This window comes from Yoonia sp. (assembly GCF_014859355.1).
Lineage (GTDB): Bacteria > Pseudomonadota > Alphaproteobacteria > Rhodobacterales > Rhodobacteraceae > Yoonia.
Genome location: NZ_JACUUJ010000014.1, coordinates 1 through 15,734 on the forward strand (window position 1 = coordinate 1; position 15,734 = coordinate 15,734).

General features: G+C 60.7%; 10 protein-coding genes and 1 pseudogene. 2 read left to right on the plus strand and 9 right to left on the minus strand.

What is annotated here, in order from left to right; genetic code table 11:
- From IBX59_RS06905 to IBX59_RS06915, 3 genes and pseudogenes are all read right to left on the minus strand, one after another.
- Nucleotides 1-216 (minus strand): annotated as a pseudogene (locus tag IBX59_RS06905) (peptide ABC transporter permease); the annotation flags it as partial.
- Nucleotides 216-1,316, minus strand: a complete 1,101-nt coding sequence (locus tag IBX59_RS06910) for a Xaa-Pro peptidase family protein (protein WP_296373808.1) — start codon at nt 1,314-1,316, stop codon at nt 216-218. The gene IBX59_RS06910 and the pseudogene IBX59_RS06905, both read right to left, overlap by 1 nt.
- A 58-nt stretch (nt 1,317-1,374) precedes the next feature.
- The gene (locus tag IBX59_RS06915) at nt 1,375-2,967 is read right to left on the minus strand and encodes an ABC transporter substrate-binding protein (RefSeq protein WP_296373810.1); all 1,593 of its coding nucleotides are present in this window, start codon (nt 2,965-2,967) and stop codon (nt 1,375-1,377) included.
- 384 nt (nt 2,968-3,351) lie between these two features.
- Here IBX59_RS06915 and IBX59_RS06920 point away from each other — a divergent pair, with 384 nt between their 5' ends.
- On the plus strand, nt 3,352-4,323 hold the full coding sequence (locus tag IBX59_RS06920) for a DUF2125 domain-containing protein (RefSeq protein WP_296373812.1): 972 nt from the start codon (nt 3,352-3,354) through the stop codon (nt 4,321-4,323).
- On the opposite strand, the gene IBX59_RS06925 is transcribed toward IBX59_RS06920, so the two are convergent.
- Both IBX59_RS06925 and IBX59_RS06930 read right to left on the minus strand, forming a co-directional pair.
- The gene (locus tag IBX59_RS06925; protein WP_296373814.1) at nt 4,320-5,303 is read right to left on the minus strand and encodes a YcjF family protein; all 984 of its coding nucleotides are present in this window, start codon (nt 5,301-5,303) and stop codon (nt 4,320-4,322) included. The genes IBX59_RS06920 and IBX59_RS06925 overlap by 4 nt on opposite strands.
- Nucleotides 5,300-6,706 carry a YcjX family protein gene (locus tag IBX59_RS06930; protein WP_296373816.1) on the minus strand — a complete coding sequence of 469 codons (1,407 nt, stop codon included), beginning with the start codon at nt 6,704-6,706 and terminating at the stop codon, nt 5,300-5,302. Before IBX59_RS06930 ends, IBX59_RS06925 begins: the two co-directional genes overlap by 4 nt.
- Nucleotides 6,707-6,801: 95 nt before the next feature.
- On the opposite strand from IBX59_RS06930, the gene truA reads away from it, so the two are divergent.
- Nucleotides 6,802-7,590 (plus strand): tRNA pseudouridine(38-40) synthase TruA, encoded by a 789-nt coding sequence (gene truA / locus IBX59_RS06935; RefSeq protein ID WP_296373819.1) that lies wholly within the window; start codon nt 6,802-6,804, stop codon nt 7,588-7,590.
- Between the two features lie 27 nt (nt 7,591-7,617).
- On the opposite strand, the gene IBX59_RS06940 is transcribed toward truA, so the two are convergent.
- The 4 genes from IBX59_RS06940 to IBX59_RS06955 form a co-directional block, all read right to left on the minus strand.
- The gene (locus IBX59_RS06940) at nt 7,618-11,850 is read right to left on the minus strand and encodes a translocation/assembly module TamB domain-containing protein (protein ID WP_296373821.1); all 4,233 of its coding nucleotides are present in this window, start codon (nt 11,848-11,850) and stop codon (nt 7,618-7,620) included.
- A gap of 26 nt (nt 11,851-11,876) precedes the next feature.
- Nucleotides 11,877-13,655 carry an autotransporter assembly complex family protein gene (locus IBX59_RS06945; protein ID WP_296373823.1) on the minus strand — a complete coding sequence of 593 codons (1,779 nt, stop codon included), beginning with the start codon at nt 13,653-13,655 and terminating at the stop codon, nt 11,877-11,879.
- A gap of 106 nt (nt 13,656-13,761) precedes the next feature.
- Complete coding sequence (locus IBX59_RS06950) at nt 13,762-14,769, minus strand: oligopeptide/dipeptide ABC transporter ATP-binding protein (protein WP_296373825.1); 1,008 nt, start codon at nt 14,767-14,769, stop codon at nt 13,762-13,764.
- Nucleotides 14,769-15,734: an oligopeptide/dipeptide ABC transporter ATP-binding protein gene (locus IBX59_RS06955; RefSeq protein ID WP_296373827.1), complete on the minus strand. Its 966-nt coding sequence runs from the start codon at nt 15,732-15,734 to the stop codon at nt 14,769-14,771. The genes IBX59_RS06950 and IBX59_RS06955 overlap by 1 nt, the downstream gene beginning before the upstream one ends.

A 15,734-nucleotide genomic window follows, 5' to 3' on the forward strand; every position in this document is an offset into this window, starting at 1 on the left:
GCCTGTCAGATAGTCCCAGTATTGGACCAGAATAGGCTGGTCATAGCCCAGTTCCGTAACCAGCGCGTCATAGCGTTCCTGCGTCATGCCGCGTTCGCCCGCCATCACGATGATCGGATCACCGGGCAGCACCCGGATGAACGCGAACGAAATCAGTGTCACGCCGATAAAGGTGGGCAGGAACGTGACCAAACGGGCAAGGACATAGCGCAGCATCAAGGGGTTCCTACGATCATCAGGTCTTTTGGAAACGACGTCAGCGACCGACAACCGTCAGCGGTGATCAGCACGTCATCTTCGATGCGGATGCCAAAATTCCCGATCTCATACAACCCCGGTTCATTGGTGAAAACCATGCCTTGCTGCATGATTTCATGGTTGCCGCGCATGATGTAGGGGGCTTCATGCACCTCGCGGCCCAACCCGTGGCCGGTTTTGGTGCGTATGCGGTCGGCAAAGGGCGACGATTCCAGCACGGCTGTCACGGTGTCGTCGATGTCATGCGCGCTGATACCGGGGCGGGCCATGGCGTTGCCAGCCAGATTAGCGCGCAGCACGGTGTCATAGACAGCGCGGCCTTCGTCGCTGGCGTGGTCGATGAACACGGTGCGGGTGATATCGGCGGCAAAGCCGTGTTTGCGCGCGCCGAAATCCAAAAGCAGCGCATCGCCGGCCTTGACGGCGTAATCTGCCCGCGCATGGGCATGTGGCATGGCCGAATTATCGCCCGCAGCGACGATGGGGGCGAACGACAAGCCATCGGCCCCATGGGCAAACAGGGCCTGCACCAGCATTGTTTCGATCTGGGTTTCGGTCTGGCCGATGCGCACCTGATCCAGCGTCTGGGCAAGGGCGGACTCGGAAATAGCGATCGCGGCTTGCAGGGCTGCGACATCTGCATCTGTCTTTATCGCGCGCAGGCCGGAAATGGCCTTTTCGCCGTCGATGATGCGTAGATCGGGTTGGGCAGATTTCAGCGCGTGATGAACAAAGACGCGCATCACTTGACCTTCAACCGCGAGGGAGTTCAGTTTTACATGGTCCGCAAAAGCGGCAAAGGCGGCCTGATATCCGTCCTGATCGCGCCAATCGAAAACCGCACCGTCGAAACCAACCTGCGCCCATGACCCCAGTTCAAGGTTGGGCACGATGGCCGCATCAGGGCCGTCAGCAGAAATGATCAGCACGAACGGCCGTTCATGGCTCATGAAGGCCTGACCGGTGGCGCGGGTGAAATTCGGGCCGGGCACAAGGGCGATGGCATCGACGCCAAGCTGTGATGCGACTTCACGCAGGTCTGAAAAACGCGTTGTCATGGGATGCTCCGGCAAGGTGGCGTTCGGGGCCAGTGATCTGGCCCCGAACGGTTTTCAATTACTCAGCCAGCGTGACGCCATAGAATATGTGCCCACCCAGCGGATGCACGACATAGCCTTCGACCTCGGGGCGCATTGGCATGTAAACGACCGAATGCGCGATGGTGGCCCAAGGGGCCTGTTCCTTGAACACGACCTGCGCTTCTTCATAAAGCCGGGTCCGCTCTTCCTGATCTGTGGCCGTCTTGCCTGCCTGGATCAGATCCTCGAACGGCTGATAGCACCACTGCGCCCGGTTGGAGTTTTCCACCCCGTCGCAGCCAAGCAGCACAGCAAGGAAGTTGTCAGGATCGCCATTGTCCCCTGTCCAACCCAACAGAACTGCGCCGTCGCGGTCCAGTTCACGCGAACGCGACAGGTATTCACCCCATTCGTAGGACACGATTTCAACGTTCACACCGATTTTGCCAAAATCGGCTTGCATCAGTTCCGCCATACGGCGGGCGTTCGGGTTGTAAGGGCGCTGCACCGGCATTGCCCAGATTTTGAGCGATAGATCGGTGACGCCTTCGGCTTCCAGCATGGCCTTGGCGGCTTCTGGATCATAGGCGTCATCGACGATGGCGTCGTTATACGACCACATGGTTGGCGGGATCGGGTTTTTCGCGATCTGGCCGGACCCCTGGAACACCACATCAATGATGGCTTGCTTGTCGATGGCCATGTTCAGCGCGCGGCGCACATTGGCGTTGTCATAGGGTGCTTGGGTCGTGTTGTAAGCCAGATAGCCCACGTTCAGACCTTCCTGTTCCATCACAACGATATTGTCGTCAGCCTGCATCGCTGCAACATCTGCGGGGTTTGGATAGGGCATGACATGGCATTCGCCCGCCTGCAGTTTTTGATAGCGCACCGATGCATCCGGTGTGATCGCAAAGATCAGGTTTTCCAGATCGGACGCACCTTTCCAGTAATCAGGGTTCGTGGTGTAACGGATCACCGCGTCTTTCTGATAGGCGACAAAGCTGAACGGGCCGGTGCCAATAGGCGCCTGATTCAGCATTTCGGGCGTGCCTGCGGCCAACATCGCATCGGCATATTCAGCCGACAGGATCGATGCGAAATCCATCGCCATGTTGGCAATGAAAGGCGCTTCTGGCCGGGTCAGCACGAATTTGACGGTGTAGTCATCCACCTTTTCGATGGACGCGACCAGATCGGGCATCGACATGCCTTCGAAATATTCCCATGTGCCGCCGGATACGGCGTTATAGGGATGGTCATCCAACCGCTGACGCTCAAAGCTGAAAATCACGTCATCCGCGTTGAAATCACGGGTTGGCGTAAAGCGGTCGCTGGCATGAAATTTCACACCACGCCGCAGGTTAAAGGTATATTCCAGACCATCTTCCGATGCTTCCCAGCTTTCAGCCAGCCCTGGAACGACATTAGTGGTGCCGGTTTCAAATTCGGTCAACCGATTATAGATCGGGTGCGAGGATGCATCAAAAGTGGTGCCGGCTGTATAAAGCGCGGGGTCAAATCCTTCGGGTGATCCTTCGGAACAATAGACCAGCGTTTGCGCCGCCAATGATGACGCGCCCAGCGCAGCCATCAATGCGCTAACTGCAACATTTCGTTTCAGTGACATTTTATTCTCCTGTTGGATGCGGCATGCAATGGGCCAAACGACCGGACAATCCGGCCTGATACCATGGCGCCGCTTTGGCATTGGTTACGACGTGTTGGCCCCGCACTACGCGTTTGCCCTTGCTGCCTTGTCCGTAACAACCTGACCAAAGTGTCCTATGGCCGGCGTTGACGTTGCAGCAACTTTTTCGGAGGCTCAAAGAAAGATTGCCAGCGAAAATAATTCAGGGATTTTGCGGATTGGTGCGAACATGTGACGCATGCTGAGACAAAATAAAAATATGTTCAACACCAAAATTTTAACATGCTTGCGGGATGTCGTGATCGGATGCTGGTCCTGCCGTGCGGCGGCGGTTAAACCGGCCGGAACGAAGGGGAAACCGCGATGCGCAATCTGACATTTCTGGTGATCATTCTGGCGGGTCTTTATGGGGGTTACTGGTTCATCGGTGCGCGGGCGATCAAAGATAACATGATCGCCGGATTGGCAGATTTGCGGCAGTCTGGGTGGGACGTGCGTTATGATGAGGTCGAGACTATTGGGTTTCCATCGCGTTTTGACACAACCATCACAGATATCGCCCTGCGTTCCAGCGACCAGCAATTCGGATGGCAAGGCGCGTTTGTGCAGGTTTTCGCGCTGAGCTATCAGCCCAACCGGTTCATCGCTGTGCTGCCGCAGCAATTCAGCACAGTCTTGCAAGGGCAGCGTTTCGATGTGCAAAACGACCGGCTGCGGTCAAGTGCAGCGGTCAAGGCGCGCCGCGATCTGTCCTTGTCAGAAATCACGGTCGAGGCTGACCAAGTGCAACTGAGCGCGCCGGATGGCACGATCACCCGGTTTGACAGGGGTTTGGCCGCAATCAGAGCATCACAACAAGGCGAAAATAGATATGATATTTACCTGGCGTTGGATCATGTTTTTTCCACCGCCACGATGGCAGGCCTGCCTGATACATTGACCCGCGTCGCCATTGACGGCGCGGTCGGGTTTGACCGCCCGCTTGATCGTCATGGGTTGGCCGGGACCGGAGCGCCGCCCGTTTTAAACACCTTGGAATTGCGCAACCTGACGCTGGATACGCCCGACCTGTCACTGACCGCGACCGGGCAAGTGGACATTGATGCGCTGGGCGTGCCCGAAGGGCGTATCACATTGCGCACAGCACAGTGGCGCAGGCTGATTGATGAACTGGTCACGGCGGGTGTGATCGCGCCCGATATGCAGCGCACCGTTATGAATGTCGCGCAGGCAATGGTGACAGGCGGCGATGTGCTGGTCCTGCCGGTGACGTTTCAGAACGGGTTCATGTCCATCGGGCCGCTGCCGCTGGGGCCTGCGCCACGGTTGCGCTAGGTTTTCCCGAACAGCCCTGTCAGGGCGCGGCGCACCAATGCGGTGACCGACGGGCGCTTGGCTGCCTGAAACGGCAGCGGGCGGCACACCTCGATTGCGGCGACCCCGACGCGCGCGGTCAGGGCACCGTTCACCACGCCTTCACCAAAGCGGCGCGACACCTTGGACAGGACACCACCGCCAGCAACCGAGGTGATCAGATCATCACCAACGGCCACGGCACCGGTGGCAACCAGATGAGCCAGCACCGATTTCGTCAGCCGCCAACTGCCCAGTGTGCCGGCGCGCCCGCCATAGATTTCGGCAATGCGCCGGATCATGCGCAGGTTCGATGTCAGCGCCGCAAAGATATCTGCCAGCGCCAGTGGCACGATGGCGGTGACTGTTGCAACCTGTCTGGCGGCGGCTTCGACCTCGCGCGCGGCGCGGGCATCCAGCGGGGCCAGCAAACTGTGTTCGGCAAGCCCAAGCAGCGCATCGGCGTCCAGCATCTCGGCGCTCCGGGCGGCAATGTCGGCCCGCCCCCATGCGGTATCGTCGCGGTTGGCATAAAGCCGGTCAAGCGCGGATATAACGCCGTGTGCGCCTTTCAGGTCACTGTCGACAAGGGCTGTCATGGCGTTTTGCTGGATCGTATCCAGCTTGCGCAGTCGCCCGAATGCGGCCAGTTCACGCAAGCCGATGACCAGCAGGACAACGATCAGAAATCCGATCAACAGCGTGGCGATACCCCCCAGAAAAGGCGACCGCGCCAGCAGGCCATTCACATAATCCCATGCGGCCAGCGATACGATAAACCCAGTCAGCGCAATCGCCAGCGACCAGAACCAGCGCGCCAGCCGTGATGGTTTGCGGGTTGCAAGACTGGCCATCTGTTGCATTGCCGCCCCCTGTGGTGGGTCGTCTGGAATCGCGGGGGCGGTTTCAGGGCGCGCAGCCTCTGCGCTGTCCAGATCAATCAGCACTGGCCCTTTGCTCATAACTTGTCCCCGATCAGGAATTGCGCGGCCTTGTCCAGCCGGATGTGCGGCGGCCCGTCGCCGGGGCGCAATGTCAGTGGGGAAGGGGCGAAACTCATCACGCTGTAATCCGCGTTTAGCCATTTTTCCGCGCCATCCCGCGCGGGGGCCAGCAGGTGTGCGGGGTCATCGGGCAGTTTGCCGGGATAAAACGCCGCCTGTTTGCCGCTGGTCAGCAACCGCCCGCGCACCACGTCAAGCGGGCCGTCGCGGTGGGTGACTGTTTCCTCGACCGTGGTGCGCAAGGCTGCGATGGACATGGCGGCAGTCTGTGCGCCTGCAAAATCGGCGCGGTCGCGGGCTTCGCGCAGCAGCGCGGTTGTGATCGCGGTCAGTTGCGGGTGCTGGCTGTGGTGCAGGTGGTCGGCCTTGGTGGCGGCGAACAGGATCTTTTCGACACGCCGCCCCTGAAAGATCCGCGTCAGAAAGGCGTTGCGCCCGGGCCGGAACGCGCCAAGAATCTGCGCCATTGCGCTCCGCAGATCGTCCAGCGCCGCAGGCCCCGCATGGATCGCGCCCAGCACATCGACCAGCACGATCTGCCGGTCGATCCGTGCGAAATGGTCGCGAAAGAACGGGCGCACCACGTGGCGTTTGTAGCTGTCGAACCGCCGTTCACATTCGCGCCCCAGTGATCCCCGCGCAAAGCGGTCGCCGGGCAGTGGCGCAAAGGTCAGCACCGGTGATCCGGCCAGATCGCCGGGCAGCAGGAACCGCCCCGGCGTGCAGTCGGAAAAACCCGCAGCGCGCGATGCCTCCAGATAGGCGCTATAGGATTGCGACAGCTTTTGCGCCTGTGGTTCATCCAGCAGCGCATTGGGGTCAATCGTGTCAAGCAGCGCAAGGTAATCATCGCCACCCGGTCGCCCCTTGGCGCGGGCAAGGGCACCGCGTGACCAATCGGCATATGTTTTATCCAGCAACGCCAGATCCAGCAGCCATTCGCCGGGATAATCCACGATGTCGATATGCACCGTGCGTGGCCCTGAAAACCCTGATAGCAACCCGCGCGGTTGCACGCGCAACGACAGGCGCAATTCGCTGATCTGGCGTGTGCCCTGCGGCCAGCTTGGGTCGGGGGCGGTCAGGCGGGCCAGGTGGTCTTCGTAGCGGAAACGCGGGATTGTGTCGTCAGGCTGCGGTTGCAGATAGGCCGTGCGGATCGCACCAGCCGCCGCTAGCCCCTGCATCCGCCCCCGATCCATAAGGTTGGCCACAAGTGACGTGATGAACACGGTTTTCCCCGCACGTGAAAGGCCGGTCACACCGAGCCGGATCACCCGGTCGGAAAAAGGCGCGGTCAACGTATCTGTCACGCCTTCAACGCCACGGACGACCTGATCGGCAAGGGCTGCAATAACCAAAGTGGGGCCTTTCGATGCTTGTTATCAAAGATAGGCGCGGCAAAGGTGGATGTGTAGGGATTGATTTTGCGCGGCCGCACCCCTAATCCAACCCGATGCCACGCTATGCCCTTCTTGTTGAATATGACGGCGCGCCCTTTTCGGGGTGGCAACGCCAGACGTCGCAGCCATCGGTGCAGGCGGCAATCGAAACCGCCTTGGCAAGGCTGGAGCCGCGCGCCCATAGTATCGCTGCTGCGGGTCGCACCGATGCAGGCGTGCATGCGCTGGGGCAGGTGGCGCATTGTGATCTGACACGCGACTGGGACCCGTTCCGTTTGTCCGAGGCGCTGAATTACCACCTTAAACCCGCCCCGGTGGCCATTTTGGCCTGCGCTCGGGTGGCCGACGATTGGCATGCGCGGTTTGATGCGGTGGAACGGCAGTATCTTTTTCGCCTGATATCGCGCCGTGCGCCGCTGACGTCCGAGGCGGGGCAGTTGTGGCGGGTGAACCATGATCTGGATGCCGACGCGATGCAGGCCGCAGCGGCCAGGCTGGTGGGGCATCACGATTTCACCACCTTCCGTTCGTCGATCTGTCAGGCCAAAAGCCCTGTCAAAACGCTGGATGAATTGCGGGTCGAGGTGGTCGCGCGTCCCATCGGCACCGAATACCGGTTTCACGTGCGCGCCCGTTCGTTCCTGCACAATCAGGTGCGCAGTTTTGTCGGCACGCTGGAACGGGTGGGCGCGGGCGCATGGACACCGGATGACGTGACAGCCGCGCTGAATGCGCGCGACCGCGCTGCCTGTGGCCCTGTCAGCCCGCCGATGGGGCTGTATCTGGCGGCGGTGCGCTATCCGGTGATGCCTTTTGGCCCCATGCCGCGACAGGGCATATAGCTGCGCAACAAACGCTGGCTTTGCGGCTCAGTAGTCGCGTTCGAAAAATACACCGATGCTGCTTTCGCCATCCTGATCGACGCTGCCTTTGGCGACGATTTCGCGCGTCAGATCAAGGTTCAGGTTGATTTCAGTGCCACCTGTGCTGGTCACGGTCACATCGGTATAGACGTTTTCGGACAGATATTTGCCCACACGCACGGCCGTTGCCCCAGTATCATCGGTCGATACATCGAAATCATCCAACCCGAAATTACTGCGCAACCGGTCCAGCGCGCCGCCGCCCCGCCCTGCCAGTGTCGAGATGGCCGAAGCAAGCTGCACCGCCTGAAATGGGCTGATACTGTCAAGGTTGCGGCCAAATATCAGTTGTGACAATACTTCATCCTGCGGCAAGTCCGGCACCGAGATAAAGCTGACCTCTGGTTCGCTGGCAGGGCCTTCGACGATGATGCTGATCGTTGTGCCGGTGTCGGACTGGGTGGTTGCCACCAGCCGGATGAACGGAACGAAATCCCCCTGAAGCGACGCGGCCCCTTCTGTCAGGTCGAACCGCTGTTGCAGGATGTCGATCCTTCCGCGGATCAGTTCAAACCGGCCCACGGGAATGACATTTGCGGTTGTGCCGCCAATGGTCAGCCGCCCGCCCAGTTCCGCATCAAGCCCCCGGCCCCGTATGAAGATCCGCGATGGCGCATCTATGACGATATCCAGCGGATAGGCTGGCCCGCTTGGCCTGCTTGCGCCGTTGCCGTTGCCCCCCGGCAACACACCTGCACGGGCCAATGTGCGCCGCACGTCGGCGCTGGCCCCTACATGCACCACATCGGGCAGCTCACCCAAACTGGTGATACTGGACGAGGGCACTTGCAAATCGGTCTGCCCCAATGCCAGCCGTCCGGTGATGCGCGCGGCACCCTGCAACGGCCCTGTCAGTGTCACAGTGCCGGACACTTCGGTGGCGTAAAGCTTCGGATCTTTCAACACCACGTTATTCAGTTGCAACGCAATATTGGCATTATTGGGCGCGTCAAACCGCACTGGTCCGGTGATTGTGATGTTGCCGCCGCTTTCGACATTGGCCCGCAGGTCGATCTGCGCAGCCCCGTTATTCAGCCGGATTGCGCCGCCTATATCCTCGAGCGCCTGCGCCAACGTTGGCGCGGCTAGCCGCCCTTGGGAAAACGTTATTTGCCCGCCCAGCGATGACAAGGCAGGCGGCCCGTTAACCGACAAATTGAAATTTGCCGTCCCGCTTAACCGGCGGGGGTCAATCGCGGTGTTGGCCAGCGCTAGCGGTGCATTGCCATTGATGGCGATGTTCAGCTGGCCTGTCTGGCTGATCTGCCCGGCTATCTGCGCGCCCAACCCCCCCGGTCCGGTGCCTGTGGCGTCGATCAACCAATTGCCATTTTCATCCAGTGACGCGCTCCCGGTGGCGCGCACTGGTCCGCTGATCTGGTCCGTCAATACACCCACGTTGCGCAAACTGGCGTTGAACCGCCCTTGCCCAACGCCCGCCCGGCCATTCAACGCGCCTACAATCGACAGTTCGCGCGTTGTGACTTCCAGTGTGCGGATCGCATAAATGCCATCGGCCAAGCCCACATCCGCGTTGATCCGCCCCGTCCCACCGAGCAGGACATCTGCTGTGGGGTCGCCAATGGCAAGGTCTTCGCTAAGCAGCTGGATATTGGCGTCAAACCGGCTCAGGTCTGGCAAGACTGATCCGGAAACCCGCAAATCAACGGCACCGGCCACGGGGCGGCCGATCAAGGCGCGATAGGCGGTCAGATTGTCCAGTTTTGCGGTCAGATCGCCCGTCACGCCAAAGGCATCCGCCGGCGCAGCGACTTGGGCTTTCAACCCGACAGATGCACCGGAGCCATCCGCCTGAACGGTCAGATCAGTCGTGTTTCCGGGCGCGGGCACAGCGGTCACGGCAACTGTCACGGGCCCGCTCAGGCTGGGGTCCAGCACTGCCGCGTCAAAGATGCGTAGATCAAGGTTGGATGTGATCGGCCCGCCCGGTTGCAAGGCGGCATCGCCGGTGACGCGCAGCGCCGGGGTTGTCAGGCGCAGGTCTGTCACGCGAAAGGTGTTTTCTGCCCCGCGCGCCAGCGCACCGCTGAATTGGCTGCGCCCCGCCAAAAGCGGGTCGGCGCGGTCAATCCCGGTGATCAGGTCGGTCGTCTGTGCCTGCACGTCCAGATCGAACAATAATCCATCGGTCGCAAGTTCGCCCGCCAGATCAAGCTGCGCCGCGCCGCTGATCGGTTGTTGGACGATGGCGGCGTAACGCGTCAGGTCGGTGAAATCGGCGGTTGCAGTTGCCGTGATGATCTGCCCCGTTGCGGCGGGGGTCATGGTGCCGCGGGCGTCCAGCGTTGCGGCGGGGCCGGTGGCGGTGATATCGAAATCAGCGGTGCCGTCAGCCGATAAAATCACTTGCCCAGCGGCTGTGGCTGGGCCGCGCAAGTCTGGCAAGATGACCCCCAGATCGTTCAGCCGAGCATCAAAACGGGCGTTGCTGCCTGTGCTTGTCAGATCGGCATTGCCAGTGATCAGTGCCGCCGGGGTCTGGATGCGCAGGGATTCCAGCCGTGTTCCGTTCGCGTCGCGCACAGCGTTTGCCGCAATTGTGCCAGTGCCCACCAGCACAGCGTCAGCCTGCGGGGTGCCGATGGACAGGTCGGTTGTTGTGCCGTTGGCGGAAATATCAAACAACCCGTCCAGCGGCGCGGCATCCAGCCTGATCGCCAAGGCGGCCGCACCGCCCAGATCCCGCCCCGCCAAGGTTGAAAACCGGCCCAGCCCATCGACGGTCAGCTGCGCTGTTGCGTTGGTGCGCAGGCCTGTGCCCGGCCCTGAAATGGTGGCTTCGGCCAACATATCCACGCCTGCACCAGACAGGGTAAACCGGGAAATTTCGGTTGGGTTGCCTTCGGTTCGGCGCGCCACGAATTCACCTGTCATCGCGTCGCCAAAGGCCTGTGCGGCACCGGGGTCATCCAGCCGCAGACCCGTCGCGCCATAGCGCAGATTGGCCGTCACCTGCCCGATCAGATCGCCTTCGCTGGGGCGCAAGATACCGCCGCCTTGCAGACTGATCCGGCCCAGCGTCAGCCCCGGGCGGGCCAGCCCCGCAATGGCAATATCCGCGCGCCAGTCATCGGAGGCGGCGGCGTCATAGACAATCGCCAGATCTGCGCTGTCAATAAACGTGCGCGGCCCTGACAGTGGCAGCAGCACCGGTTCACCGTCACGGGCAGCAATTTCGCCGATAAGGTCTATCCGTTCGGGCCAGCCCCGCGCGCTAACCTGCACGGCACCTTTCAGGGTCAACCGCTGCGATTGAAAGTCTAGCGTTGAAATATCTACGCGGCCGTCCTGCGCCAGCAAAACATCAGTGGTCAGGCTGACATTGGTGCCAAAAAACGCCTGATAATCGGGTGCGAAAAGGGGTGATACATCGCCGCCGGCATCCAGCCGCACGCGGCGGCCTGCGGCAGTTTCGGTTAATCCAAAGGTGCCGTTCAAGCGGTCCTGGCCATCGGTTGCGATCGCCAGTGTGGCGTTATAATCCGATAGGGGGGCCGTGCCGTCGATGGTCAGTTCCACCGCTGGCTTGCCGGGCAGATTCAACAGATTTGCGGCAATGCCATCAGGCCCTTCGGCCACCTTGAGCGACAGGCCAAGAACCTCTGTTGCATTCGTGAAGTTGCCGATCAGTTCAAAATCGCCCTGCTTGCCGTCCAGCCGCTGCGCCAGCACATTGGCGGTGCCTTCGCCATTGCTGAGCTGGGCGCTGCCGGCCAGCCGCAGCGCGACGGCTTCGCCCAGAAACCCGGCACCCAGTTCCACCCGGTCGATATTGAGTTTGTCCAATGATATGCTGACAGGCAGTTCGGGTAGGGCAAATGGTTTTGCCTCGGGTGATGGGGTGCTATCACGGATTTCGGCGACGGGCGGACGGCGCAGCGTGATGGTCGCCGCGCTTAGTTCGCGCACGTCGATCCGGCGGCGTAGCAGGGCGGCCCTGTTCCATCTTAAAACGATATCATCCAGCGCAAGCCAGACGCCTTCGGCATCGGCCACGGTCAGGCGTTCGATCGTGGCACTGGATGACAGCGCACCGGCAAAGCCTGTGATCGTCACGGTGCGGCCCGCATCAGACAAGCTGTCTTCGATCAAGCCTTGCAAATAGCCCCTGTCCGCGTCTTCCGCGGTTTGGGCCAATGCACCAAGAGGTGCGATCAAAAACGCAGTTATCAGTAATAGAAATCTCAAAACGCTTGCCCGATCCCGATGTAGACTTGCAAATTTTCGCCCGCATTATCGCCGCTGGCTTGCGTCGCCAGATCCAGCCGGATTGGCCCGATCCCCGTGTTATAGCGCAGCCCGATGCCCGCACCCGCGTGCCAGTCGCCATCTTCCAGCGGCACTGCGGTGTCACCGACATGGCCCACGTCATAAAACCCGACAAGTGCGATGTTGTTGGTCACCGCAAAACGCGCTTCGAGCTGGGCACCGGTAAAAGATGTGCCGCCGGTTGTGATGGCGTTGCCGTTGACGATGCGGTCAATGCCAAGCGATTTATATGGTTGACCGCGCACGGTTCCACCGCCACCTGAATAAAACAAAAAATCCGCTGGCGCATCATTGACCCCTGCCCCGGCCAAGCTGCCCAGTTGCGCGCGCGCGGCCAGCGTGACAGGCCGGGTTTCACCAAAGGTCAGAAAACCCCGGGCATCAGCAAAAAAGCGCGCACCGGTCACATCCCCGTCAATACTGACAAAGGGGGTCACCCTGATATCGCCAAAGTAGCCCGCAGTTGCATTGGTCGGCACATCGCGTCGGTCCAGTGTTGCACGCAGGGGCAAGGTCAGCAAAGTATAGTTACGATCACCAAGGCCGCCTTTTTCGCGCGCGGTCAACAGGCCCACACCAGCCTCAGCCGTCAGGTCTTCGGTCAGAACCCTGGTAAAACCGACTTCGACGCCGATTTGATCGATCAGATAATCCGGCTCATCCTCGCGCGAAACCGCACCGCGAATATACAGCTCCGTGTCCGGGCCAAAGGTGGCGGGGCGGGTAAAATTGCTGCGCAGGCTGTAGTTTGTGCCGCCTGTTTCACCTGCGATACCGGTAATTTTGGCGTCAACGCGTAACCGTTCGGCCCCGCCAAGCAGGTTGCGGTGCAACCAGAAAGACGACACGGTCAACCCCTCGAGCGATGAAAGTTCAAGCCCGAAACCAATGCGCCGTGGTTTTGCCTCTGCGATCTGGGCGTTGACGTCCAGGGTGTCGCCAGGGCGCGCCTGTTCTGCTTCGGTCAGGGCGGCGCTGTCAAAGGTGCCGGTGCGCCGCAGGCGTCGTTCTGCACGGGTGATTTCGGCGGGGGCATAAACCTCGCCCACCGGCAGGCCCGCGATTTCGCGGATGCGGTCATCGCTGACGGTGCGGTTGCCGGTCACATTCAGCGTGCCAAAACGCAGCTTTGGGCCGGTGTCCAATTTTATATCCACATCCAGTGCTGTGTTGACGTGGCGCGCAAAGATGCTTTGGTCCGTGATGCGCGCTTTGGCAAAGCCCAGATCGCGCCAACTGGTCAAACCAGCGTTGACGGCGGTTCTGATCTGGTCAGACCGGGCGGGCTGGCCGGTGGTAAAATCAGCAGGCAGCACCGCTTGCGGGGGTAAGGGAGCGATTGACAGATCGCCAAACGCAAACAACGGACCGGCTATGACGGTGATCACGATATCATTGATCGGGTCAGGTGCTGACAACGGTTCTATCTGGGCGGCTTCGATCCCGTCTATGGTAATGGAGATGGTGCCGCCGTAATATCCTGCCGCATAAAGCGCCGTCAAAAGCCGCCGGTAGTCGGCCCGCGCAGCGGCAACAAAATCCTGTGGAACGGCGTCAGGCTTGTCATTCAGGCCGCGCAACAGCGATGCATCGTCCAGCGCACCAGCTATTTGATCTGTTTCAAGCTGGACGGTCTGCGCCCCTGCCGAGGTTGCGTAAACGACGGCCCCAATCAGCAGCCAAATCTTTTTCAAAGCCTGAAGCCCCCCGGCTACTTGCACGATGTATTTTGCGATCACCTTAACGCAGGTTTTGCCTGATGGCCATTCACTTCCCGGAAAGTGACGTCTTCGGGGTCTTTTACGGCTGAACGGACAAAAGCTGTGTTGCGGCATGGAAAGGGCAGGCAACCTGGTGGGCGTTGCCCAGATCTGTCAGCGCAGGGCGTTTATCTGCGCAGGACAGTTGCACCTTGGGGCAGCGGGTGCGGAAGACGCAGCCTGACGGCGGGTTAAGCGGTGATGGCAGTTCGCCTTCCAGAACCGGCCTTGGGCGGGCGCGTTCCAGCACCGGATCGGGGATCGGCACCGAGGCGATCAACGCCTGCGAATACGGGTGTTCAGGCGCGGTTGTCAGGATGCTGCTGTCGGCCGTTTCCATCACGCAGCCCAGATACAGCACCAATGTGCGGTCGCTTATATGATTTACAACGCTCAGATCGTGGGCGATGAAAATCATCGACAGGCCCATGTCGCGTTGCAAATCCATCAGCAGGTTGATCACCTGCGCCTGCACCGACACATCCAGTGCCGACACGGGTTCGTCGCAGATCAGCAATTTGGGTTTCAGGATCAGCGCGCGCGCGATCCCGATGCGCTGGCATTGGCCGCCGGAAAATTCATGCGGATAGCGGTTGACCAGATTGGGCAGCAGCCCGACCTTTTCCATCAGCGTGCGCACCCGCGCCTTGACCTCTGCCCGCGGTGTCTTGGGTTCGTGGGTGATCAGCGGTTCGGCGATAATATCGCCCACGGTCATGCGCGGGTTCAGCGCGGCCAGCGGATCTTGAAAGATCATCTGCACATCACGCCGATGCACACGCCGCTGGCGAGGGTCCATATTGGCAAGGTCTGCGCCTTCGAAAAGGATGTTGCCGCCGGATGACGGGATCGTGCCGACAATGGCGCGCGCCAGCGTGGATTTGCCTGACCCGCTTTCGCCGACGATGCCAAGGCATTCACCGGACGCAAGGTCGAACGATACCTTTGACACCGCATGCAGCTTGCCCGGCGGTGTCCAAGGCCATGCGCCGGGCGCGCGCACATCAAATGTGACAGACAGGTCGCGGACAGAAAGAATGGGCGACATTACGCGACCTCATGAACTGGCAGATGGCAGGCACGGCGGCGGGTGCCGTCTGTTTCCAGCAGTGGCCTTTCAGCGCGGCAGTTGTCCAGCACCTGCGCACAGCGGGGTGAAAACGGGCAACCGGCAGGCAAACGCGACATGTCTGGTGGTTCGCCTGCGATTGTGGCCAGCTTTGCATCGTCGCGGTCCAGCCGTGGCACCGCACGCAGCAGGCCGCTGGTGTAGGGGTGGCTGGGGTTGGCGAACAGATTGTCGGTCGGTCCTTCCTCCATGATCTGGCCGCCATACATCACCAGCGTGCGGTCGCAGAACCCGGCGACGACGCCAAGGTCATGGGTAATCAGGATCACGGCGGTGCCGAAATTGCTGCGGATATCTGACAGTACCTGCATGATCTGCGCCTGCACCGTCACATCCAGCGCCGTGGTCGGTTCATCGGCGATCAGCAGGCGGGGCTGGCACAAAAGCGCCATGGCGATCATGATCCGCTGGCGCATACCGCCGGAAAATTCATGCGGGAACATGCTGATCCGGGCGCGGGCATCGGGGATGCGCACGGCATCCAACATATGGGCGGATTCGTTGATTGCATCGCGCTTGGACATGCCTTTGTGCAGCATCAACACTTCGGCCATCTGGTCGCTGATCCGCAGATAGGGGTTCAGCGATGTCATCGGGTCTTGAAAGATCATCGCAATCTCGCGGCTGCGGATCTTGTTCAGGTCGCGTTTGCTGATGCTAAGCAAATCCTGCCCGTCAAACCGCGCCGCCCCTGTGGCGTGCCCGTTCCTGGCCAAAAGGCCCATGATCGCAAAGGCGGTCTGGCTTTTGCCTGACCCGCTTTCGCCGACGATCGCCAGCGTTTCGCCCTTGTCGATGCCAAAGCTGACACCGTTGACGGCGTTCACGTCACTATCGGCGGTGGTAAAGCTGACGCGCAGGTTGTCGATTTCCAGCAGGGGCAT

Bases quoted from the DNA above. Each gene is read 5' to 3' on its own strand.
- IBX59_RS06910 (WP_296373808.1), bottom strand. From the start codon at position 1,316: ATGACAACGCGTTTTTCAGACCTGCGTGAAGTCGCATCACAGCTTGGC.
- truA (WP_296373819.1), top strand. From the start codon at position 6,802: ATGCCACGCTATGCCCTTCTTGTTGAATATGACGGCGCGCCCTTTTCG.
- IBX59_RS06925 (WP_296373814.1), bottom strand. From the start codon at position 5,303: ATGAGCAAAGGGCCAGTGCTGATTGATCTGGACAGCGCAGAGGCTGCG.
- IBX59_RS06955 (WP_296373827.1), bottom strand. From the start codon at position 15,734: ATGCCCCTGCTGGAAATCGACAACCTGCGCGTCAGCTTTACCACCGCC.
- IBX59_RS06915 (WP_296373810.1), bottom strand. From the start codon at position 2,967: ATGTCACTGAAACGAAATGTTGCAGTTAGCGCATTGATGGCTGCGCTG.
- IBX59_RS06920 (WP_296373812.1), top strand. From the start codon at position 3,352: ATGCGCAATCTGACATTTCTGGTGATCATTCTGGCGGGTCTTTATGGG.
- IBX59_RS06950 (WP_296373825.1), bottom strand. From the start codon at position 14,769: ATGTCGCCCATTCTTTCTGTCCGCGACCTGTCTGTCACATTTGATGTG.